Genomic DNA, 19,449 nt, shown 5'->3' on the forward strand with positions numbered 1-19,449 from the left:
CGCCCCGGCAGGGTCGTCATCTTGTCGGCCGTTACTCGATCGCGGCGGTCACGTCATCGACGAGCTTCTGCCACGTCGCCTGCGGGTCCTCGCCGTTGATGATGGCGGCCTCGGCCACGCCCCAGAACTGCCAGACAGCGCCCATGGCGGGGATCGCCGGCATGGGGACCGCGTCGGCGCCGACGGCCTGGAAGCCGGCGATGATCGGGTCGGACGCCGCGGTGTCTGCGGCAGCCGTGAGGGCCGGGAGCACGTTGCCGGCCTTGAACAGCTCCAGCTGCACGTCCTCCGTGCCGAGGTAGTTGACGAGGAAGTCGTTGGCCGCGACCTTGTTCTTCGACTCGGCGCTCACGAAGAAGCCCTTGACGCCGGCGAACGGCGAGGCCGTCTCCCCCGTCGGGCTCGGAATCGGATCGATCTCGACGTTGATGCCCGCCTCGGTGGCCGCGCCCACGTTCCACGGGCCGGTCAGCCAGAAGGCGGCGGTGCCGTCGAGGAACTGCTGCTTGGCGATCTCACCGTCGATGTCGGTGTTCAGCGTGCCGGCCGCGCCCTGCGCACCCAGCCAGTCGGCGAAGGCGAAGCCGCCCTCGCTGCCGAGCTGCAGGTCGGTCGGGTCGTAGCTGCCGCTGTCGTCGGTGCCGAAGACCGGAGCGCCGAAGGCGGTCTGGAACGGGTACAGGTGGTACGGGTTGCCCTCGGCGCCCTGCTCCACCACGAAGGTGCCCTTCGAGACCATGTCGTCGAAGCTCGTCGCGGGCTCGCGGACGAGGTCGGCGTTGCGCAGGACCGCGATGTTCTCGACGGCGTACGGGAGCATGTAGACGGTGCCCTCATAGGTCGCCGCCTGGAGCGCGACGGGGAGGTAGTCCTCGGAGCTGTCGCCGAGCTCGATCGGCGCGACGACGCCGTTGGTCGAGAGCTCGCCGAGCCAGTCGTGAGCGCCCATGACCACGTCGGGGCCCTTGCCGGTCGGGACCTGCTGGATGAAGTCGTCCTTCATATCGTCGACGGACTTCCCCACCAGCTTGACCGTGACACCGGTCTTCTCCTGGTACGCGTCCGCCGCGCCCTGCAGCGCGTCGACCCGCTCGGCGTCGACCCAGACGGTCAGCGTGCCGCCGCTGTCCCCACCGGAGGAAGAGTCGTCGCCGCCGGAGCCGGTCGAGCAGCCGGCGAGCGTCAGAGCCGAAACGATGGCGATGGCGCCCGCGGCGACCATGCCCCTCTTGTTCACCTTCATTGGTGTGTGCCTCTCTCAGTGCTGAGCGCCTGCAAGACTGCAAGCGCTTACAGTATGCATCGTTTCGAAAGGCGATCACAATCCGCGAGCGCGTTGATATCAACCCGTGATCGGCGCGGCGAGACTCTCCTGATATGAAAACGCTTCCATATCAGCCGATGGTGAGGGCATCAGCGCGCGGTGTCACCGCCAGCACGATGCGGTGCATCGCGGATGACGCGATCGATCCAGTCACGCCGCGGCAAGGCGGCGATGGCCTCTCGCGGGAACCAGCCCAGTTCGACGATCTCGTCCATGTCCGGTGCCGGGTCGCTGAGCAGCTCGCACTCGTAGGCGACCGTGACGTAGCCGACCTGGTCGCCGTTCGGATAGGTCACCGCCATCGGGTCGCCACCGTACGCACCGATCAGTCCTGTGATCCGCAGACCCGCTCCCGTCTCTTCGAGGACTTCCCGGACGACCGCGTCCGCGGGCTCTTCACCGGGCTCCACCCCGCCCCCGAGCAGGCTCCACGCCCCGGAGTGCGCGTGCCGGGCCAGCAGGAACCGTTCGCCGTCGCGGATGACGGCGGTGACACCGGGCAGCAGGAGCAAATCGTGTCCGATCCGCGCACGGATCGCCTCGACGTAGGGGGACATCGGCATCGACGAAGTCTAGGCGCCGGGACGGCGCGCGCCCCGGGGAGCCCGCCCACGGGACTTTCCGCACCCCCGCGGATACAGTTGAGTCATGGCTGACAGTTCCTTTGACATCGTCTCGAAAGTGGATCGCCAGGAGGCCGAGAACGCCCTGAACCAGGCGCGCAAAGAGGTGGAGCAGCGCTACGACTTCAAGGGGACCGGCGCTTCGATCGCCTGGAGCGGCGAACAGATCCTCATCACCGCGAACACCGAGGAGCGCGCCAACGCCGTCCTCGACGTGTTCCAGTCCAAGCTCATCAAGCGCGGCATCTCGCTGAAGAGCCTCGATTCGGGCGAGCCCTTCGCCAGCGGCAAGGAGTTCCGCATCCTGTCGAGCCTGAAGGACGGCATCTCCTCCGAGAACGCGAAGAAGATCGGCAAGATCATCCGCGATGAGGGTCCCAAGGGTGTGAAGAGCCAGATCCAGGGCGACGAGCTGCGCGTGCAGTCCAAGAGCCGCGACGACCTCCAGGCCGTGATCGCGCTCCTCAAGGGCAGCGACCTCGACATCGATCTGCAGTTCATCAACTACCGCTGACGCCACTCGCGTCGGAAGCCAGGGCTCGGGAGTCATCCCGAGCCCGTTCTTTTCCCCGGTCAACGCATGCCGAGATATCGGTGTTCTTCGTCGAGACTGGAAGCGGTCGTGACTCGTCACGACTCCGACGCCATCCCCGCCCGACACCCGATCGCCGCGGTGGATGCGCTTCGAGGATGCCACGCCGGCTCAGGGGAGGGAGCGGCGCGGGCCCCCGGAGCTCGCGTCGGCCTGGGATCTGCCGACGTCGCACGCCGACCGGTCCCGGGTTCATGACAGGCCTCCCCGCCCGCTGCGCGCCCCCACGCGGATCGGCCCCCCGAGGAGGCAGGACGGCAATCCTGCGACCGCCGCGCCCCTCCCACCCGAGAGTGGACGCCGGTGGCAGACCAAGAACGACCGGGGGCTGGGCCATGGGGCAGATCGAGTCGAAGAGCATCGGAGAGAACAAGCAGCTGCTGGCGGATGAGGTGTTCCACCACATCGGGCGGCTGATCACGGAGGGAGAGTTCGCCGAAGGCGACCGGATCCGGGACGTCGACGTGGCGGACGAGCTCCACGTCTCGCGGACGCCCGTGCGCGAAGCGCTCCAGCGTTTGGAGCGACTGGGACTGGTGACGATGTACCCGAGCCGGTACACGGAGGTGACGACGGTCACGCCGCAGGTGATGGCCGAATCGCTGGAGTTCGCCGGCTACCAGGGCGGCATCACGGCGCGGATGGCGGTGCCGAGACTGAGCGCTGTCCAACGCGAGCGGGCGCTGGAGCTCATCGCGCGGATGCAGGGCTCGCTCACCGACGGCGCGTCCACGGCGCGGGCGCGGTGGGCCGTCTTCGCCTACCTCGCCGACCACAGCGGGAACCGCCAGCACCGGATGCTCATCGATGATGTCGCCGTCGCCGTGACCCGGAACCTGCGCGGGTGGGTGGTGCGTGCCGGCGACCGCGAGCGGATACGACAGGTCTATGCGGATTTCGCCGAGGCGGTGCGCACCGGCGACGGCGATGAGGCGGAGCGTCTCGCACGCGCGATGTACTACGTCTGAGCGGCGCGCCAGCCGACGACCCAGCGGTGCAGGCGGCGGTACGCGTCCTCCCGGGCGTCGTGCCGGGACAGGAACACGTCGTGCAGGGCGCCGTCGATCCGTTCGACGGTGACCGTGGCACCCAGCCGCAGGGCCGCGCGGGCGATGTCGTCGACGACGAGGACGGAGTCGGCGGAGGTCAGCTCCTCCGACCACCGGGTCGGCGCCACGAACCGCTTCGACAGCAGGACGCAGACCGGCGCCGCGATGTCCAGACCGGCGGCGACGGCCTTGTGCCCGGTGAGGATCGCATTGAGCCACCCGGCGTAGACGGCCATCGTCTGCACCGGGCGCCACGTGGTGTTGACCTCCATCGGATCGTCCGGGTCGGCCACCTCCTGCTGCGCCCGCGTGTAGTAGCCGAGATCGACCTGCGGCGCGACGTCGAGCGGCCGGATCCGCGCCTGGAACTCCACCATCGGGGCGATCGCGGCCCGCACGGGAGCGAACTGGAACTCGAGCCACGGACTGTTCAGGATGAGGGCGTCGGCCGCACCGGGATGCCGCGACGCCCACAGGCTCAGCGTCAGCCCGCCGGTCGAGTGTCCGAGCAGGATCAGGCGTCGCCCGCTCTCCTCGCCATCCTCGCCGCGCCCCATCGCGTCCAGTGCCGCGGCGATGTCCTCGTCGTAGGTGGACAGGTCGGTGATGTAACCGGGGGTCTGACCCTCGCGTAGGCTGCGCCCGTACTTGCGCAGGTCGAGGGCGAAGAAGCGGGCGCCACGAGCGGTCCAGAATCGGGCCAACCGCTTCTGGAAGAAGTAGTCCGACCACCCGTGGATGTAGAGCACGTCCACGCCCTCGAGCAACGGGCGTCGGCGCCGAGCGCGCTCCCACCACGGAACCGGAGTCGGCAGCGCCCGCACGAGAGTGGCCACCACCGGGCCCTGCTCGTCGCTGCCGAGGTCGAGGGTGAGCTGGGCGAACTCATCGCCGAGAACATCTGGGACCCACTCGGCCATGCGTCCTCCCCTCGCGCCCAGGCTAGCCCACGACGTCACTCACCGCCGGGACGGGCGACGGCGAAGTCGTCCGCGATGGTGGCCGCGATCGGCGCGAGGTCGTCGATCCCCGACCCGTCGAAGGTCGTGAGACGCAGCCAGTCCGCACCCACGCGAAGATCGAGCACCGGACGGCGAAGTGCATCGACGCCGGCGCGGGCGGCATCCGCGCCCTCGATCGCGATCTCCTCTCCGTCCTGGAGCTCGTCGAACGCCCACGCGCCACCGGGCAGCGTGGTGAGCATCATGTACCCCTGCGCGGCATACTCGTCGTCCCCGGAGGCGTAGTAGCAGATCCGCGCACCGTTGCGCTCCTGGTAGACCTCGGCCGGGATGGACCACCCGCCGAACGCGTCGATCACGTGCACCTCGGCGTCGACCTGCTCTGCGAGCTCCGTCGCGGTGAGGAACCGCGTGCAGTCCACGCCCTCGACCGCGCTCTCCGGCACATCCACCTGCCGCAGCGACGCCACGGCTGCGGCGCCGAGTCCGCGCAGGGCCTCCTCGAGCGTCGCCGTGTCGTCCGGCCCCTTCTCCGGGTCCACGACAGTCGCCGAGACCAGGACATCGCCGTCGACCAGCTGGAAGAAGCAGTATCCGCCGCTCTCGCAGCGGGACTCCTCACCGTAGTATCCACCGCGGGACTCCGCGCCGGTGATCGTCTCCTCGGCACCGGGGAGGATCGTGACCTCCCAGTTGTGCTCCGCCGTCCCCGCCGAGCAGGCGATGCCGCCCGCCCGCTGGAACATGTGCTGCGCGGGACCGGGATACCAGCTCGGCGACGACCACACGCCCAGCACCTCCGCCACCTCACCCTCGACCTCGCCGGCGGAGCCCGACATCGCGTCGGCGACATCGGTGCAGTCCACGTCGAAGGCCGGAGTCGGCGCTTCCGCCGACGCGGGAGTGGGCGCGACCGTGGCGGCGGCCGTCGGAGTGCCGGTGGGCTTCACCTCGGGCTCGGGCGCACAGCCGGACAGCAGGAGCACGGCCACGGCGCCGAGGGCCAGAAGTACACGAGGTCGCATGGCCTCAGCCTAGGGCTGCGCGGACCCGGAGCCGGGAAGCGCTCCCGGCACCGGGACGACTCACTCGCCGCGCGAGACGCGCACCATCTCGTCGCGCGGGACGACCTTCACACGTGCCCGCTCCTGCGGGGCGCCGAGGCCGATCTCGTGCTCGTCGAGGCGGTGCCAGCCGTCCAGATCGGTCCAGGCGACGCCGCGCTCGGCGAGCAGCGCCGGGATGGCTTCCTCGGACGGGTCTTCCGGGTGCCACCACGAGCCCTGGTCGTTGATGAGGTGGCGGACGGTCTCCATGGCGTCGGACTTCGTGTGGCCGATGAGGCCGACCGGGCCGCGCTTGATCCAGCCGGTCGCGTACACGCCGGGGACGCGGTCGTTCGAGTCCTTCGCGAGCACCTGGCCCTCGTGGTTGGGGATGACGCCGTGCTTCTTGTCGAAGGGGACGCCGGGCAGCGGCGAGCCGAAGTAGCCGATCGCGCGATACAGCGCCTGCACGGGTACCTCGCGCAGCTCCCCGGTGCCGACCGCACCACCCTGGCCGTCCGGCTGGGTGCGCTCGTACACGAGAGCCGCGACACGGCCGTTCTCGTCGGTGCGGACCTCGACCGGCCGCGCCCAGAAGTGCAGGTGCAGACGACGCGAGGCCGTGCCGCCGGCGTTGTTGACGGAGTCGCGCTTGCGCCACGACTGCAGGATGCGGTCGATGACCATGACCTGCTTGTTGCTCGCGACCGCGTCCTTCGAGGCCTCGTCGTAGTCGAAGTCCTCGTCGTAGACGACCATGTCGACGTCGCGCAGCTCCCCCAGCTCGCGGAGCTCCAGCGGCGTGAACTTCACCTGGGCCGGGCCCCGGCGGCCGAACACGTGCACGTCCGTGACGGCGCTCGCCTTGAGTCCCTCGTACACGTTCTCCGGGACCTCGGTGACGAGAAGGTCCTCCGCATGCTTCGCGAGCATGCGGGAGACGTCGAGGGCGACGTTGCCGTTGCCGAGGACCGCCACCGATGCGGCGTCCAGCGGCCACTCACGCGGCACGTCGGGGTGGCCATCGAACCAGCTCACGTAGTCGGCGGCGCCGTAGGAGCCCACCGCGTCGATGCCGGGGATGTCCAGCGACGTGTCGCGGATCGCTCCGGTGGCGAAGATGACCGCGTTGTAGTGCTTCTTGAGGTCGTCGAGCGTGATGTCCTCACCGAAGCGGACGTTGCCGAAGAGGCGGATGTCGCCGCGGTCGAGCACATCGCGCAGCGCGGTGATGATGCCCTTGATGCGCGGGTGATCAGGGGCGACGCCGTACCGGACGAGTCCGTACGGGGCGGGGAGCTGCTCGAACAGGTCGATGGAGACGTCGAACTTGCGCTCGGCCTTCAGCAGGATGTCCGCGGCGTAGATGCCCGCGGGGCCGGCGCCGACGATGGCCAGTCTCAGCTTGGTCATGGAGGTCCTTTCGTGTGCCGTCGCGGCAGTCACCCGGGCCCAGGGCCCGTGCGGTGTCAGCTGGAGCGCTCGGCGAGGGTCTCGGCGAATCGGGTGAGCGCTTCGCGCACGGTGCCGCGCGGCAGGGCCGTGAGGGCGTCGATCGCCTCCTGCGTCCACGCGTGCGCGAGCTCGAGGGTCTTCTGGGTGACGGCGTGGTCACGGAGTTCGTCCAGCGGTCCGTCGAGGATCGCGGGGTCGGCACCGTCGGCGATGAGGGCCACGCCGTCGTCGATGCGGGCAGCGAGATCGGCCGCCGCCGCATCCCCCTCCGCCTTGAGCAGGAGGTAGGGCATGGTCGGGACGCCCGCGCGCAGGTCGGTGCCGGGGACCTTGCCGGTCTCCTCGGGCTTGGCCGACAGGTCGATCACGTCGTCGAGGAGCTGGAAGGCGACGCCGATCTTCTCGCCGTAGACGCGCAGCGGCTCCTCGTACTCCGCGGGGGCGTTCGAGAAGATCACGCCGCCCTGGGTGGCCGCCGCGATCAGCGAACCGGTCTTGTCCGCGAGCACCTGGATGTAGAACGCGATCGGGTCGTCATCCGGCTGCGGACCGAGGGTCTCGTGCATCTGCCCGAGGACGAGGCGCTCGAACGTGTCGGCCTGGAGCCGGATGGCGCGCTCGCCGAGCCGCGACATCAGCTGGCTGGCGCGCGAGAAGAGGATGTCGCCGGTGAGGATGGCGATGTTGTTGCCCCACACCGTCTGCGCTGCGGGGACACCGCGGCGGCGGTCGGCTCCGTCCATGACGTCGTCGTGGTAGAGCGAGCCGAGGTGCGTGATCTCCAGCGCCTTCGCGACGTCGATCACCTCTCGGGTGTTGCCGTCGCCGAGCTGGGCCGCGAGCAGCGTGAGGACGGGGCGGATGCGCTTGCCGCCGGCCTCGTACAGATAGCGGCTGGCGGCGTCGGCGAGGGGATCGGCGACGCGCACGTCGTCCGCGAGCCCGGTCTCGACCAGCTCCAGTCCGTCCTCGATCGTGCGGGCGATGCGACGCGCGGCGGGACCGACGAAGACGCGATCGCTGAAGCCGAGACGGCTCGCGAGTCGCGAACCCGGGGCGCTGGGGCTCGAAGTCACGCTCCCAGCCTACCTGCGTCGGGTGCCGCCGTTCGCGCCGTGCTCACGCGGGCTTGCGCGCCCGGTGCAGGGCCACGATGCCGAAGGTGAGGTTGCGGTAGGCGACGTCCTGCCAGCCGGCCTCCCTGATCCATTCGGACAGCCGCTTCTGGTCGGGCCAGTCGCGGATCGACTCGTTCAGATAGTCGTAGGCGTCGCCGTTGGTACCGGCGACGCGGGCCACGCGCGGGAGCACCTGCGCGTTGTAGAACCGGTAGGCCCCGCGGAAGAGCTTCCCCGGCGGGGTGGAGAACTCGTTGATGACGAGGCGGCCGCCCGGCTTGGTCACCCGGTAGAGCTCGCGCAGCGCCTTCTTCGGGTCGTTCACGTTGCGCAGCGCGTACGACATCGTCACCGCGTCGAACTCGTCGTCCGCGAACGGCAGGGCGGTGGCGTCCGCCTGCACGAAGGAGAGGTTGCGCATCGCGCCGTGGCGGCGCCGGCCCTCGGCGAGCATGCCGGGCGAGAAGTCCGCCGCGACGACCTGCGCCCCGCTGCGGGCGAGGGAGGCGGAGGAGGATGCCGTTCCCGCGCCGAGATCGAGGATGCGCTCCCCCGGCTTCGGGGCGACGGCGCGGGTGGTCGCGGCCCGCCACAACGCGTCGTTGCCGAAGGTCATCGCGGTGTTCGTGCGGTCGTATCCGGCGGCGACCTGGTCGAACATGCCGCTGACGCGGGCGGGGTCCTTGCCGAGATCGGCGCGGTTCTTGTCGTTCGCGGTCACGCGTCCAGTCTAGGCGCGAGCTCCAGCGCTTCGAGCCGGTCCAGCCAGGGATCGGCCGTGGCGTCGTCGAACGGCGCCGTGCGTTCCCTGACCCGCGTCTCGAGGTCGAGCGCCAGCTCCTCCAGATGGCGCATGACGGCGGCCGGGTAGCCGTAGCGGGCGCTGTGCTCCACCCATTCGTCACGGTCGTCCACCCAGGTGCCGCGGTCGCCCTCCACGCGGACGACGTCGAGGTCCATGTCGATCCCGGTCGCGAGCAGCGGGTCCTCCGACCACCGCACGTCCCACCCGAGGTCGATGTAGATACGCATCCCGCGGGGATGCCGGCGATTGACGGTGAGCGCGAAGTCGGCGCTCGGCGGGACGAGGGTGACGTTCGGCGTGGCGGCGTGGAACTCGGCTCCCGGGCGGGCGCTGTGCCATCCGGCGGGCTGCCCCACCCAGTCGCCCCAGCGATCGGCGCCAAGGTACACGCACTCGTGGCGCCAGTGCGGCGACCCGTCCCACTTGCGCCACTGGAAGATCATCTCGGCACCGGCTGCGGGTCGCGCATCGCTCATCCGCCCACCCTACGGCCGCGGAATATGCTGGAGTTGTGCACCACACCCCCCTGATCGTGGAGACCCGAGAGATCGACCCGGTCGAAGACCTCCTCTCCTATGCGGACCCCGCCCGCCCCCTCGCGTGGTTCCGCCGCGGCGACGGGATCGTGGCGGTGGGCGAGCCGTTCGCCGAGCTCCGCCCGTCGGCCGAGGAGGGGCGCACCCGCGCCGAGACCCTCGCGGCGCTCTGGGAGAGCCTCGCGGCGGCGGCCGAGGTCTCCGACCCGCTGCGACTCCCGGGAACCGGACTCGTCGCGTTCGGGGCCTTCACCTTCGACGAGGACTCGCACGCCGACAGCGTGCTCACGATCCCCTCGCGGATCCGCGGCCGCCACGGCGACCGCTTCTGGGAGACCCGTATCCGCCGGTCCGACGACGAGCGCGCGCCGGGTGACGTCGAGCCGGCGGAGTACGGACCGCACTGGGCGGGCACCATCGGCCCCGGAGCGCAGAGCCCGCAGGGCTACCAGGACGCGGTGCGCGGAGCGCTGGGCCGCATCGCGGACGGCGAGCTCAGCAAGGTCGTCCTCGCCCGCGACCTCCAGGGCACCATCCCCGCCAGCTCCGACCTGCGACGCCTCGTCCGTGCGCTGGCCACCGGGTACCCGGACACCTGGGTCTTCGCCGTGGACGGGCTGATCGGCGCGAGCCCGGAGACCCTCGTCACGGTGCAGGACCGCACGGTGACCGCGCGCGTGCTCGCCGGGACGATCGGACGCGGGGCCGACGCCGACGCCGACACCACGGCCTCCGCGCACCTCGCCTCCAGCACCAAGGACCTCGACGAGCACCAGTACGCCGTGCAGAGCGTGCTCGCCTCCCTCCGCCCGTACACCAGGGCCCTGGCGGCGAGCGAGCAGCCCTTCCTTCTCAAGCTGCCGAACCTCTTCCACCTCGCGACCGATGTGGAGGGCGAGCTGGAGAACGGTCGGTCGGCCCTCGATCTGGTGCGCGCACTCCACCCGACCGCCGCCGTCGCCGGCACCCCGACACCGACGGCCATCACCGCCATCCGGGAACTCGAACCGTTCGACCGCGGGCGCTACGCCGGACCGGTCGGCTGGGTCGACGCGGACGGCAACGGCGAGTGGGCCATCGCGCTGCGGTGCGCGCAGTTCACGACGACGGACGACGCGATCGCGGTCACCGCCTACGCCGGGGCCGGAATCGTCGCCGGATCAGATCCCGAGAGTGAACTCCTCGAGACGCGGGTGAAGTTCCGCCCGCTCGTCGACGCGCTGGCCTGAGTCCCCGCGCGGTCAGCTCGCGGCGAGGCGCTTCTTCTCGGCCTCGACGTCGAAGTCGGCCACCGGCCACTGCGGATCGATGTCCTCGAGGGCGGCGAGCAGCAGCTCCTGCACGGCCAGCCGGGCATACCACTTCGCATTCGCGGGCACGACGTACCAGGGGGCGGCCTCCGTGGACGTACGGTCGAAGACGGTCTGATACGCCTCCATGTACTCGGGCCACAGCATCCGCTCGTCGACGTCGCCGGGGTTGTACTTCCAGTGCTTGTCGGGGCGTTCCAGGCGTTCCATCAGCCGCGCCTTCTGCTCCTCCGGGGAGATGTGCAGCATGACCTTGACGATGCGGGCGCCGGAGGCCGCGACGCGCTCCTCGAACGCGTTGATCGCGTCATAGCGCCGCTCGATCTCCGCGGGATCGGCGAGGTGCCGCACCCGTCCGATGAGCACGTCCTCGTAGTGCGAGCGGTCGAAGACTCCGATGAACCCGGGCTCCGGAACCCGCTTCTCGACGCGCCACAGGAAGTCGTGCCGGCGCTCCTCCTCCGTCGGCGCCTTGAATGCGGCGAGTGCGACGCCCTGGGGATCGACGCCCCCGACGACATGGCGGACGATGCCGCCCTTGCCCGCCGAGTCCATCGCCTGCAGGACGAGCAGCACCGCATCCTGGGCGGCGCCCACCCGGCTCTGGGCGAACAGCCGCTCCTGCAGGGTGTTCAGCTGTTCGAGACCGGCCTCCAGGTCGGCCGTGCCGCGGGACTTGCCGTGGTCGTAGCCGGGCTTGCTGTCGGGATCGACGTCGGCGAGGCGGAAGCCGGGTCGCACCCGCAGGTTCTGCGTCCAGGTGTGCGCGTTCATACGCACATGATGCCAGTCACCGCGGCAGCGGCACCTCGATGATCTGGCGGCCGCCGCGCGGCGTCGTCAGCGCCTGATCGAGAGCGGTGCGCGTGGTGACCCGCTGATACTCCCAGCCGTAGGCGAGCGCGAGGTGCTCCAGACGCACCCCGTGCGGGGTGTAGAACACGCGATCGAGGTGTGCGGCAGGCGCGGTGCCCGCCACCTCGAGGCCGTCGAAGATCGTCCCGCCTCCGTCGTTGCCGACGATGACCTGGAGGCGCGGCTCCGTCTCGTCGTCCGGGAACAGCATCGCCCCCACGTCGTGGAGGAACGCGAGGTCGCCGAGCAGCACGCGGGTCACGCCGGGGGCGCCGGCGGCCTGGCTCGCGACGGCGATGCCCGTGGCGGTGGCGATCGTGCCGTCGATCCCGGCCAGTCCGCGGTTGGCGTGCACCGGGACCTTCTTGCCGCCGAGCACCTCGTCGGCGACGCGCACCAGGCGCGACGATCCGAAGACGAGACGGTCGTGCGGCCAGGTGGCCCGCCACACCGCATCCACGAGGCGCTCGCGGTCGAGCGGGCGCCGCACGGCGTCGAGTTCCGCGCGCACGGCGTCGCGGCGGGCAGCGAAGTCGGTAGAGGAGAGCCCTTCGGTGTCGGGGGCGTTCTCGCTGAGATCCACGGCTTCGTCGGCGGCGGCCCGCATCCAGGCGCCGAGCCACTCCCGGTCGGTCTCCCCCGGCGTGACCGTGACGGCCGAGACGGCGCGGGTGCGGTGGTTGAGGTTCAGCTCCTCGCCGCCCTTGCGGACCGCGATCACCTCCACGTCCGCGCGGGACAGCAGGCGCGCGGCCTCGCGGCTGAGCGTGGGGTGCCCGAGCACGACCACCCGCTCGATACGTCCGCCGAGGTCGTCGCGGGACAGCAGCCGACGATACCCGTGGACCACCTGGCGTCCGAACCGCGCGCCGCTGACGATCTCCGCGATAAGCGGCCACCCGCCGGCATGGGCGATCTCCTCCGCCGCGGCGCCCGCATCGGCGCCCGCGAGGACCACGGTGCGCGGGCCGCGCTCCAGCGCGAACGCCTCCGGCTCCGGAAGCCGCGGGGCCTCGCCCGGCGACAGCGTGCGCGCCGGCATCGCCCCCGACAGCGGCTCGCGGGACGGCAAGTTCAGGTGCACGGGGCCGGCGACGCCAGGAAGCCCGGACTCGGATTCCGCCGCCCCGAGCGCGAGGGCGACCACGCGCGCGGCGAGGCCGTCCCACTCGCCGTCTCCGGGAACGGGCGCGTCGATCTGCGCCCGGACCCAGGGGTGGAACAGACCCTCCTGGAGGGTCGCCTGGTTCGCACCGACCCCCCGCAGCTCGGGAGGCCGATCCGCGGTGAGCAGCAGCAGCGGCACCCCGGAGTGGAACGCCTCCATCGTCGCCGGGAGGAGGTTCGCGACGGCCGTGCCACTGGTGCACACGACCGCGACGGGGACCCTCGTCTCCCTGGCGATGCCCAGGGCGGTGAACCCGGCGACCCGCTCGTCGATCCGCACGTGCACGCGGAGCGCGCCGTCGTCGGCGAAGGTCGCCGCGGCGAGCGCGAGCGCCTGCGAGCGTGACCCCGGGGACAGCACGACGTCACGGACGCCGTGGGCCACGAGATCGGCGAACAGGGAGGCCGCGGCCTCCGTCGCCGGAGACGAGGTCACGGGCGCGGGTCCGCGGCGGGCGGCTCGTCGGTCTCCTCGTCGAGCCGCGCGAGCTCCTCCTCGAGGCGACGGATGCGGGCGTCCTGCTCCGCCTTGCTGATGCTGCGGAGGAACTCGGGGTCGTCGTCGGGAGCGACGGTGCGCGGCACGCCCTGGTCGTTCGCCCGTCGGCGGCCGATGACGAACCAGAGGATGCCGCCGATGACGGGGATGAGGACGACGATGGCGACCCAAGCGGCCTTGGGCACGCCCCGGTGCCGCGTCGCCGGCTGCACGGCGCAGTCGACGATGCTGTACACCCAGAAGACGGCGGCGAGGAAGCCGCCGACGATCAGTAGTCTCGCCACCCCTCCAGTCTAGGCATGTCGGGGTCGGACGGGCCTCGGGGGACGGCAAAGGCCCCGTTGTTAGACTGCGCAGGACATGCCGCCCCTCGCCCCCGTCCCGACGCCGCGAGCGCGCGCCGAGCGGATCCTGCGCAGCCGGATCATGATCGCCGTCGGCCTCGCGCTCTTCCTCGTCATCGGCGCCTGGTCGGCCTCCCACGGGTCGGCGGATGCGCACGCGACCCTGTGCCTCGCCCCGGGCGTCTCGCAGCCGGTCGACACCTCGGCGGCGGGACCGATCGCCGAGACCGCACCGGCGGATCCGGCCGCGGCGGCGGCGTGCGCCGCGGCTGCCCTCTGCTGCGTCGCCCTCGTCCTCCTCTTCCGGCAGCTGCGCACCCGCAGCGGCCTGCGGTTCCGCGGTCTCGTTCCGCGGACGACCGCACGGTTCCGCGCCGGTCCCCGCCCGTTCCTGCCCGCGGTCTCGCTCATCCAACTCTCCATCTCCCGCACCTGATCCGACGCCGGCTCCGGCCGCCTCCGCGGCACCCCTCGTCGTATCCCCCGTGTTTGGAGACCCCATGAAGACCCCCGTCAAGGCGACCCTGATCGCCGTCGCCGTCGCCGCCGTACTGCTGGTTGCCGGCATCGTCTACGCCCTCAGCCAGCAGCCCGCGCAGCCCGATCCCGAGGCCGGCGAGAAACTGCCCACCGTCCGCACCGACTCCCACGTGCTCGACGAGGGCGGCCCCGACGCCGTCACCGTCGTCGAGTTCCTCGACTTCGAGTGCGAGGCCTGCGGCGCCTTCTACCCGATCGTGGAGGAGCTGCGCGCCACCTACGAGGGCGACATCCGCTACGTGACCCGGTACTTCCCCCTGCCCGGGCACGTGAACTCGACGCAGGCCGCTCTCGCCGCCGAGGCCGCCGCACAGCAGGGCCGTTACGAGGACATGTTCCACCGGCTGTTCGAGACGCAGGCGCAGTGGGGCGAGCAGTCGACGGAGACGCCGGAGGTGTTCCGCGCGTTCGCCGAGGATCTCGGGCTCGACCTGGCCGCGTACGACGCCGCGGTCGCCGATCCGGCGACCCTCGCCCGCGTGCAGCAGGACAAGCGCGACGGCGAGCGGCTGGGCGTGAGCAGCACCCCGACCTTCTTCGTCGACGGCGAGAAGGTCGAGATCGTCGAGTGGAACGACCTGGAGGAGGCGATCGCGAAGGCCATCGCCGAATGATGCGGTCGGTGGGGTCGCCGTGCGGCGGCCCCACCTCTACGCTGAGCGCATGACCTCGGAGCGCCCCTCGTCGGCCCGCCTCCTGTTCGGGGCCCTGCGGACCACGCCGGCGACGCTGACGATGATCGGTCTCGTGCTGCTCACCGGCGTGATCTGGCAGGGGCTGTGGCGGCCGTTCGAAGACTCGGCCCTCTTCCCCGCCGTCGCCTACGGGCTGCCGAGCCTGGCCGAGGGCAAGTGGTGGACGCCGGTCACGGGGACGTTCTTCGTCAACGAACCCTGGGTGTACATCTTCACCATCGCCGGGTTCTGGGGGATGGGCTTCCTGGAGCACCGTCGCGGCACCCGGGTCGCCGTCGCCTACTTCGCGGTCGGACAGCTCTTCGCCGTCTTCGCCACCGCCCTGTTCCTGCTGCTGGTGTCGCAGCTGCCGTGGGCGTGGGCGCAGACCCAGGCACAGGCCCTCGACGTCGGGGCGTCCGGCGGGACCATGGCCTGCATCGCCGCCGCCGTCGGCCTGTTCCGGCCGCCCTGGCGGGTGCGCGCGTGGCTGGTCCTCCTCGGATTCGTGTTCGTCGCGATGATGTTCTGGGGAAAGCTGGCCGACCTCGAGCACCTGTTCGCGGTGCTGCTCATCCTCTTCGTCGACCGGAGCCTGCGCGTACGGCGCACGACCGTCCGGGAGCAGCGGCTGATCGCCGTGATGGCTGTGCTCACGCTCGTGGCCATCGAGATCATCACGGTCCTCGTACCGACCGACGGTCCGTTCGGCCCGACGGAACCGGCATCCGGCGGGTTCATCGACACGGCGATCGACGTCGCGGTGATCCTGTTCATCGCGAACGGCCTGCGGCGCGGTCGCCGGTGGGCCTGGGTGGTGGCCATCGTCCTCGGCCCGCTCAACGTGCTGGCCGCCACGCTCGTGCTCGTCCTCATCATCCTCACGAGTGAGGCGCAGCTGGAGACGGTGATCGATGCGGAGACCGAGCTGACGCTCGCCACGGGCGTGCTCTGGGCACTGGTGCTCGTCTACCTCATCACGGTGCGCCGGGCCTTCCGCGCTCGCCGCTCGACCGGACTCGGCCGGCAGCCCGCCCCGACGACGGACGAGCTCCGCCGCGAACTGCGGGCGCACGGCGGCGGCACCCTCTCCTGGATGACGACGTGGGAGGGCAACGGCTATGCCCGCGTGGACGGCGGGATCGTCGCGTACCAGCGCCGCAACGGCGTCGCGCTGGCGCTCGCCGACCCGATCGGCCCGGCGGAGTCCCGCGCGACGGCGGTGCGCGACTTCATCCGCGCGGCCGAGGACGCCGGCCTCGTGCCGTGCTTCTTCAGTGCGGACGAGGCGACGAGAGCGGCGGTCCCGGAGACGTGGCGCAGCCTCGTGGTGGCCGATGACACGATCGTCGACCTCCCCGGTCTCACCTTCACCGGCAAGCGCTGGCAGCCGGTGCGCACATCCCTCAACCGGGCGGGGCGGGAGCAGATGACCTTCCGGCTCACCCATCTGGCCGCGGAGACCTGGGGCCTGCGGCAGCAGCTCCGCGGGATCTCGGAGGCGTGGGTCGGCGACAAGGATCTCCCGGAGATGCGGTTCACGCTGGGGACTCTGGAGGAGGCGGAGGACCCCGAGGTGCGACTCGCCCTCGCGATCGCTCCGAACGGCGACGTCGACGGCTTCCTGTCCTGGTTGCCCGTGTACGGGGAGGGCGGGGTGGTGCGCGGCTGGACCCTCGACCTCATGCGGCGCCGCGAGGGCGGCTTCGGACCGGTGATGGAGTATCTGATCGGCGCCTCCGCCCAGCAGTTCTCGGAGGAAGGCGCCGAGATCATGTCGCTCTCCGGTGCTCCCCTCGCGCACGACTACCCGCCGGACGCGGGGGTGATCGCCGCGTTGAGCGAGCGCCTGGCCGACGCACTCGAGCCCGTCTACGGCTTCCGCTCGCTGCACCGGTTCAAGGAGAAGTTCCACCCCCGCTACGAGACCATGTACCTCCTCTTCCGCGACGAGAGCGACCTCACCCGCATCGGCGGCGCCCTCACCCGGGCCTTCCTCCCCGATGCCACGCTGCGGCAGTTCGCGGGGGCGGGAGTGGAGCTCGTCCGCGGCGAGCGCTGACCTCCGCGGACCCTCGCCGCCGTTCGGGCCCCTCGGCTCAGACCCGCGCCTCGGCCACTCCGACGGCGTCCTGCACCTCCGGCACGGGGCGTTTCGCGGTGTTCGCGATGTGGGCCCGCGCGACGACCAGCGCGGCGACGACCATGATCCCGACGCCCAGCCAGTACGGCGCGGCATGGCTGACCGCGGTGTACAGAGCGGCCGCGATCAACGGCGCGATCGTGCCCATCGCGGCGTTGAGGGACTGCGTGGCGCCTCCGAGCCAGCCCTGCTCGTCGTCGCCGACGGCGTTGGACATCGCGCCGTCCATCGCGGCCTGAGCGGCGCCCTGACCGGCGGCGAGCAGGAGCGCGCCGACGATGAAGAGCCACGGCTGGGCGAGCAGCGAGGCCACGACCGCGAGACCGGCGAGACCGATCGCCTGCGCGGTGATGGCGCTGACGATCACGCCGCGCTCGCCCATCCGCGGTAGCAGGATGCCGAGCAGCACGCCCTGGATGAGGATGTCGATGATGCCGACCCCCGCCGTGAGCAGGCCGATCTGCGCCGGTCCCCACTGGATGGCGTCGAGGGCGAGCACGCTGAAGTTGTTCACGAAGAATCCGAACGGCAGCGCGAGCAGTGCGAACGCGATCATCAGTCCGCGGAGCTCGGGCCGACCGAACGCGGTACGGAACACGCCTAACGGCTGGACGTCGTGGAGAGCGATCCGGGCGATGCGGTTCTCCGGGCGCAGGCTCTCCGGCAGCAGGAAGATGCTGAGGACCGCGATCGTGAGACCGACCGCCGCGGTGAGGAACACGGGCAGACGCAGATCGATCGCGGCGAGCAGACCGCCGATGGCGGGACCGATCATGGTGCCGATGCCGGTCAGTGCGCCGAGGAGGCCGAAGCGCTGCGCGCGCTTCTCGGGCGGCGTGATGTCGGCCAGGTAGGCGAACAGGGCGGGAAGGTCCCCGGCCGTCAGCCCCTGGATGACACGGGCGAGCACGAGCACCCAGATCGCCCCGCCCACGCCGAACAGCGCCATCGAGAAGGCCGCGCCGAACGCCGCGACGATGATGACGGGTCGTCGTCCGAACCGATCGGAGAGGCGGCCGAGGAGCGGTGCGGCGAGGAAGGCGCACAGCCCGTTGACCGCTTCCAGCACGCCGACCCAGAGAGCGAGGTCGTGTTCGTGCGCGACGTACTGCAGCACGACGAACGGCAGGACGGGGAGGACGACGGTCATGCCGATGACCGTGAGCATCGTCAGGACGACGAGCATGACCCAGGCGCGGCCGGCGCCGCGAACGGGAAGATGAGGTGAAGTCATATCAAAAGTGTAGCGATACCAGTTTTGGTGTCAATACACTTTCTGGTCGAGTGCACGATAAGGTTGCCGCATGACGACGCCCCCGCCCCTGGGCCGCCGCGAGCGCAAGAAAGCCGCGACCCGCAAGAACATCTCCGACGTGGCCACCCGGATGTTCCTGGAGCGCGGGTTCGACAACGTGAGCATCCGCGAGGTCGCCGACGCCGCCGATGTCTCCCCCACCACCGTGTTCGCCCACTTCCCGCAGAAGGAGGCGCTTGTCTTCGACGAGGATGACGAGCAGCGCGATCGCCTCGTATCGGCGGTGCGCGACCGGCCGACCGGCGTGACGATCAATCGGGCCATCCACGACTTCTACGCGGCCGAGATCGGCGCCAACCTCGACGAGCACGGCGACGACGTGGCCCGCGTCTTCCTGCGCTTCCTCAACGAGACCCCGGCGCTCCGCGACTACGCGTCGAAGATGTGGCTGCGCCATGAGGATGCACTCGCCGCGGCCATCGCCGACGAGCTCGGCATCCCCAGCCCCACCCCCGAGGTCCGGGTGTACGCACGATTCGTCCTGCAGATGCAGATCCTCGTCACCGAGAGCGACGACCAGCAGGAGGTGCTCGACGCCGGCTCCGCGCTCCTCGAACACGGCTGGGCCCCGATCGAGGAGCAGCTCACCGGCTTGCGGAGCGCACAGACGGGTCCGGACGTCAGTCCTCGCGGGGGCGCCGCCGCAGGCTCTTGACGTCGGTGCGGCGGTGCTTCGCCGTCAGCCGCCGCTCCTTCGATCCCCGACTCGGCTTCGTCGCCCGTCGGGCCGGCGCCGGCGGACGTATCGCCTCCGCGACGAGCGCGGCGAGCCGTTCCCTGGCCGCCTCCCGATTGCGCAGCTGCGCACGGTGCTCGGAGGCGGCGACCGTCAGCACGCCGTCGACCAGTCGTCCGCGGAGCCGCTCCAGGATCCGGTCGCGCTGCGTCGACGACAAGGCGGCGGAATTCGCCGCATCCCACACCAGCTCGACCCGGGAGTCGGTGGTGTTCACGCCCTGACCGCCGGGCCCCGACGATCGGGAGAATCGCCAGGACAGCTCGGCCTCCGGGATCGTCAGACCCGCGGAGACCCGGAGTCCGGGGCGAGGGGCGGAAGGCATGCCTCCATCATCGGGGATGAGCGGCCGCGCA

20 protein-coding genes are annotated in these 19,449 nt (G+C 71.0%); 7 read left to right on the top strand and 13 right to left on the bottom strand.

The genetic code is table 11. The features are described 5' to 3' along the window. Window positions 1-31: 31 nt before the first annotated feature. Window positions 32-1,243 carry a sugar ABC transporter substrate-binding protein gene (locus WFJ36_RS12950; protein ID WP_336643418.1) on the bottom strand — a complete coding sequence of 404 codons (1,212 nt, stop codon included), beginning with the start codon at window positions 1,241-1,243 and terminating at the stop codon, window positions 32-34. 170 nt (window positions 1,244-1,413) lie between these two features. Further along, complete coding sequence (locus WFJ36_RS12955; protein ID WP_336643419.1) at window positions 1,414-1,887, bottom strand: NUDIX domain-containing protein; 474 nt, start codon at window positions 1,885-1,887, stop codon at window positions 1,414-1,416. An 85-nt stretch (window positions 1,888-1,972) separates the two neighbouring features. Here WFJ36_RS12955 and WFJ36_RS12960 point away from each other — a divergent pair, with 85 nt between their 5' ends. Beyond that, the gene (locus WFJ36_RS12960; protein WP_025102421.1) at window positions 1,973-2,461 is read left to right on the top strand and encodes a YajQ family cyclic di-GMP-binding protein; all 489 of its coding nucleotides are present in this window, start codon (window positions 1,973-1,975) and stop codon (window positions 2,459-2,461) included. A 413-nt stretch (window positions 2,462-2,874) separates the two neighbouring features. Further along, the gene (locus tag WFJ36_RS12965) at window positions 2,875-3,507 is read left to right on the top strand and encodes a GntR family transcriptional regulator (protein ID WP_071328963.1); all 633 of its coding nucleotides are present in this window, start codon (window positions 2,875-2,877) and stop codon (window positions 3,505-3,507) included. Here the strand turns inward: WFJ36_RS12965 and WFJ36_RS12970 are convergent. From WFJ36_RS12970 to WFJ36_RS12995, 6 genes are read right to left on the bottom strand one after another with little or no spacing between them, the layout of a single operon-like run. Further along, window positions 3,498-4,508, bottom strand: coding sequence for an alpha/beta hydrolase (locus tag WFJ36_RS12970; protein ID WP_071328964.1), 1,011 nt, complete (start codon window positions 4,506-4,508; stop codon window positions 3,498-3,500). The two genes, WFJ36_RS12965 and WFJ36_RS12970, sit on opposite strands and share 10 nt — an antisense overlap. 35 nt (window positions 4,509-4,543) lie before the next feature. Next, complete coding sequence (locus WFJ36_RS12975; RefSeq protein ID WP_336643420.1) at window positions 4,544-5,575, bottom strand: hypothetical protein; 1,032 nt, start codon at window positions 5,573-5,575, stop codon at window positions 4,544-4,546. A 60-nt stretch (window positions 5,576-5,635) separates the two neighbouring features. Continuing rightward, window positions 5,636-7,009: an FAD-dependent oxidoreductase gene (locus WFJ36_RS12980; protein ID WP_071328966.1), complete on the bottom strand. Its 1,374-nt coding sequence runs from the start codon at window positions 7,007-7,009 to the stop codon at window positions 5,636-5,638. Between the two features lie 56 nt (window positions 7,010-7,065). After that, window positions 7,066-8,127 (bottom strand): polyprenyl synthetase family protein, encoded by a 1,062-nt coding sequence (locus WFJ36_RS12985; RefSeq protein ID WP_062632900.1) that lies wholly within the window; start codon window positions 8,125-8,127, stop codon window positions 7,066-7,068. Between the two features lie 43 nt (window positions 8,128-8,170). Beyond that, a complete protein-coding gene (locus tag WFJ36_RS12990; protein ID WP_396654707.1) occupies window positions 8,171-8,830 on the bottom strand; it encodes a class I SAM-dependent methyltransferase in 660 nt (219 codons plus the stop codon). Between the two features lie 56 nt (window positions 8,831-8,886). Next, entirely contained in the window at window positions 8,887-9,450 is a 564-nt protein-coding gene (locus tag WFJ36_RS12995) for a DUF402 domain-containing protein (RefSeq protein ID WP_336643421.1), read from the bottom strand. A 35-nt stretch (window positions 9,451-9,485) separates the two neighbouring features. Here WFJ36_RS12995 and WFJ36_RS13000 point away from each other — a divergent pair, with 35 nt between their 5' ends. Further along, entirely contained in the window at window positions 9,486-10,739 is a 1,254-nt protein-coding gene (locus tag WFJ36_RS13000; RefSeq protein WP_071328969.1) for an isochorismate synthase, read from the top strand. A 12-nt stretch (window positions 10,740-10,751) separates the two neighbouring features. On the opposite strand, the gene WFJ36_RS13005 is transcribed toward WFJ36_RS13000, so the two are convergent. Genes WFJ36_RS13005 through WFJ36_RS13015 form a run of 3 tightly spaced genes read right to left on the bottom strand, consistent with a single transcriptional unit; the run spans window position 10,752 to window position 13,625 of the window. Beyond that, window positions 10,752-11,594 (bottom strand): polyphosphate kinase 2 family protein, encoded by an 843-nt coding sequence (locus WFJ36_RS13005; RefSeq protein WP_336643422.1) that lies wholly within the window; start codon window positions 11,592-11,594, stop codon window positions 10,752-10,754. Window positions 11,595-11,610: 16 nt separating this feature from the next. Next, window positions 11,611-13,278 (bottom strand): 2-succinyl-5-enolpyruvyl-6-hydroxy-3-cyclohexene-1-carboxylic-acid synthase, encoded by a 1,668-nt coding sequence (menD, locus tag WFJ36_RS13010; protein WP_336643423.1) that lies wholly within the window; start codon window positions 13,276-13,278, stop codon window positions 11,611-11,613. After that, complete coding sequence (locus WFJ36_RS13015; RefSeq protein ID WP_336643424.1) at window positions 13,275-13,625, bottom strand: PLD nuclease N-terminal domain-containing protein; 351 nt, start codon at window positions 13,623-13,625, stop codon at window positions 13,275-13,277. Before WFJ36_RS13015 ends, menD begins: the two co-directional genes overlap by 4 nt. Window positions 13,626-13,701: 76 nt before the next feature. On the opposite strand from WFJ36_RS13015, the gene WFJ36_RS13020 reads away from it, so the two are divergent. From WFJ36_RS13020 to WFJ36_RS13030, 3 genes are all read left to right on the top strand, one after another. Further along, complete coding sequence (locus WFJ36_RS13020) at window positions 13,702-14,121, top strand: hypothetical protein (RefSeq protein WP_336643425.1); 420 nt, start codon at window positions 13,702-13,704, stop codon at window positions 14,119-14,121. Between the two features lie 64 nt (window positions 14,122-14,185). Further along, window positions 14,186-14,839, top strand: a complete 654-nt coding sequence (locus WFJ36_RS13025) for a DsbA family protein (protein ID WP_336643426.1) — start codon at window positions 14,186-14,188, stop codon at window positions 14,837-14,839. A 49-nt stretch (window positions 14,840-14,888) separates the two neighbouring features. Further along, window positions 14,889-16,961 (top strand): bifunctional lysylphosphatidylglycerol flippase/synthetase MprF, encoded by a 2,073-nt coding sequence (locus WFJ36_RS13030; protein WP_336643427.1) that lies wholly within the window; start codon window positions 14,889-14,891, stop codon window positions 16,959-16,961. A 37-nt stretch (window positions 16,962-16,998) separates the two neighbouring features. Here the strand turns inward: WFJ36_RS13030 and WFJ36_RS13035 are convergent, their stop codons facing one another. Then, window positions 16,999-18,276 (bottom strand): MFS transporter, encoded by a 1,278-nt coding sequence (locus WFJ36_RS13035; protein WP_292786042.1) that lies wholly within the window; start codon window positions 18,274-18,276, stop codon window positions 16,999-17,001. Window positions 18,277-18,346: 70 nt separating this feature from the next. On the opposite strand from WFJ36_RS13035, the gene WFJ36_RS13040 reads away from it, so the two are divergent. Beyond that, window positions 18,347-19,012: a TetR/AcrR family transcriptional regulator gene (locus WFJ36_RS13040; protein ID WP_336643428.1), complete on the top strand. Its 666-nt coding sequence runs from the start codon at window positions 18,347-18,349 to the stop codon at window positions 19,010-19,012. On the opposite strand, the gene arfB is transcribed toward WFJ36_RS13040, so the two are convergent. Further along, a complete protein-coding gene (arfB, locus tag WFJ36_RS13045; protein ID WP_336643429.1) occupies window positions 18,978-19,418 on the bottom strand; it encodes an alternative ribosome rescue aminoacyl-tRNA hydrolase ArfB in 441 nt (146 codons plus the stop codon). The two genes, WFJ36_RS13040 and arfB, sit on opposite strands and share 35 nt — an antisense overlap. Window positions 19,419-19,449 lie beyond the last annotated feature (31 nt).

Source organism: Microbacterium sp. MMO-113, from assembly GCF_037148555.1.
Lineage (GTDB): Bacteria > Actinomycetota > Actinomycetes > Actinomycetales > Microbacteriaceae > Microbacterium.

Bases quoted from the DNA above. Each gene is read 5' to 3' on its own strand.
- WFJ36_RS13005 (WP_336643422.1), bottom strand. From the start codon at position 11,594: ATGAACGCGCACACCTGGACGCAGAACCTGCGGGTGCGACCCGGCTTC.
- WFJ36_RS12965 (WP_071328963.1), top strand. From the start codon at position 2,875: ATGGGGCAGATCGAGTCGAAGAGCATCGGAGAGAACAAGCAGCTGCTG.
- WFJ36_RS12995 (WP_336643421.1), bottom strand. From the start codon at position 9,450: ATGAGCGATGCGCGACCCGCAGCCGGTGCCGAGATGATCTTCCAGTGG.
- WFJ36_RS12955 (WP_336643419.1), bottom strand. From the start codon at position 1,887: ATGCCGATGTCCCCCTACGTCGAGGCGATCCGTGCGCGGATCGGACAC.
- WFJ36_RS13025 (WP_336643426.1), top strand. From the start codon at position 14,186: ATGAAGACCCCCGTCAAGGCGACCCTGATCGCCGTCGCCGTCGCCGCC.
- WFJ36_RS13030 (WP_336643427.1), top strand. From the start codon at position 14,889: ATGACCTCGGAGCGCCCCTCGTCGGCCCGCCTCCTGTTCGGGGCCCTG.
- WFJ36_RS13040 (WP_336643428.1), top strand. From the start codon at position 18,347: ATGACGACGCCCCCGCCCCTGGGCCGCCGCGAGCGCAAGAAAGCCGCG.
- WFJ36_RS12970 (WP_071328964.1), bottom strand. From the start codon at position 4,508: ATGGCCGAGTGGGTCCCAGATGTTCTCGGCGATGAGTTCGCCCAGCTC.
- WFJ36_RS12975 (WP_336643420.1), bottom strand. From the start codon at position 5,575: ATGCGACCTCGTGTACTTCTGGCCCTCGGCGCCGTGGCCGTGCTCCTG.
- WFJ36_RS13035 (WP_292786042.1), bottom strand. From the start codon at position 18,276: ATGACTTCACCTCATCTTCCCGTTCGCGGCGCCGGCCGCGCCTGGGTC.
- WFJ36_RS12980 (WP_071328966.1), bottom strand. From the start codon at position 7,009: ATGACCAAGCTGAGACTGGCCATCGTCGGCGCCGGCCCCGCGGGCATC.
- WFJ36_RS12990 (WP_396654707.1), bottom strand. From the start codon at position 8,830: ATGTTCGACCAGGTCGCCGCCGGATACGACCGCACGAACACCGCGATG.
- arfB (WP_336643429.1), bottom strand. From the start codon at position 19,418: ATGCCTTCCGCCCCTCGCCCCGGACTCCGGGTCTCCGCGGGTCTGACG.
- WFJ36_RS12960 (WP_025102421.1), top strand. From the start codon at position 1,973: ATGGCTGACAGTTCCTTTGACATCGTCTCGAAAGTGGATCGCCAGGAG.
- WFJ36_RS12950 (WP_336643418.1), bottom strand. From the start codon at position 1,243: ATGAAGGTGAACAAGAGGGGCATGGTCGCCGCGGGCGCCATCGCCATC.
- WFJ36_RS13020 (WP_336643425.1), top strand. From the start codon at position 13,702: ATGCCGCCCCTCGCCCCCGTCCCGACGCCGCGAGCGCGCGCCGAGCGG.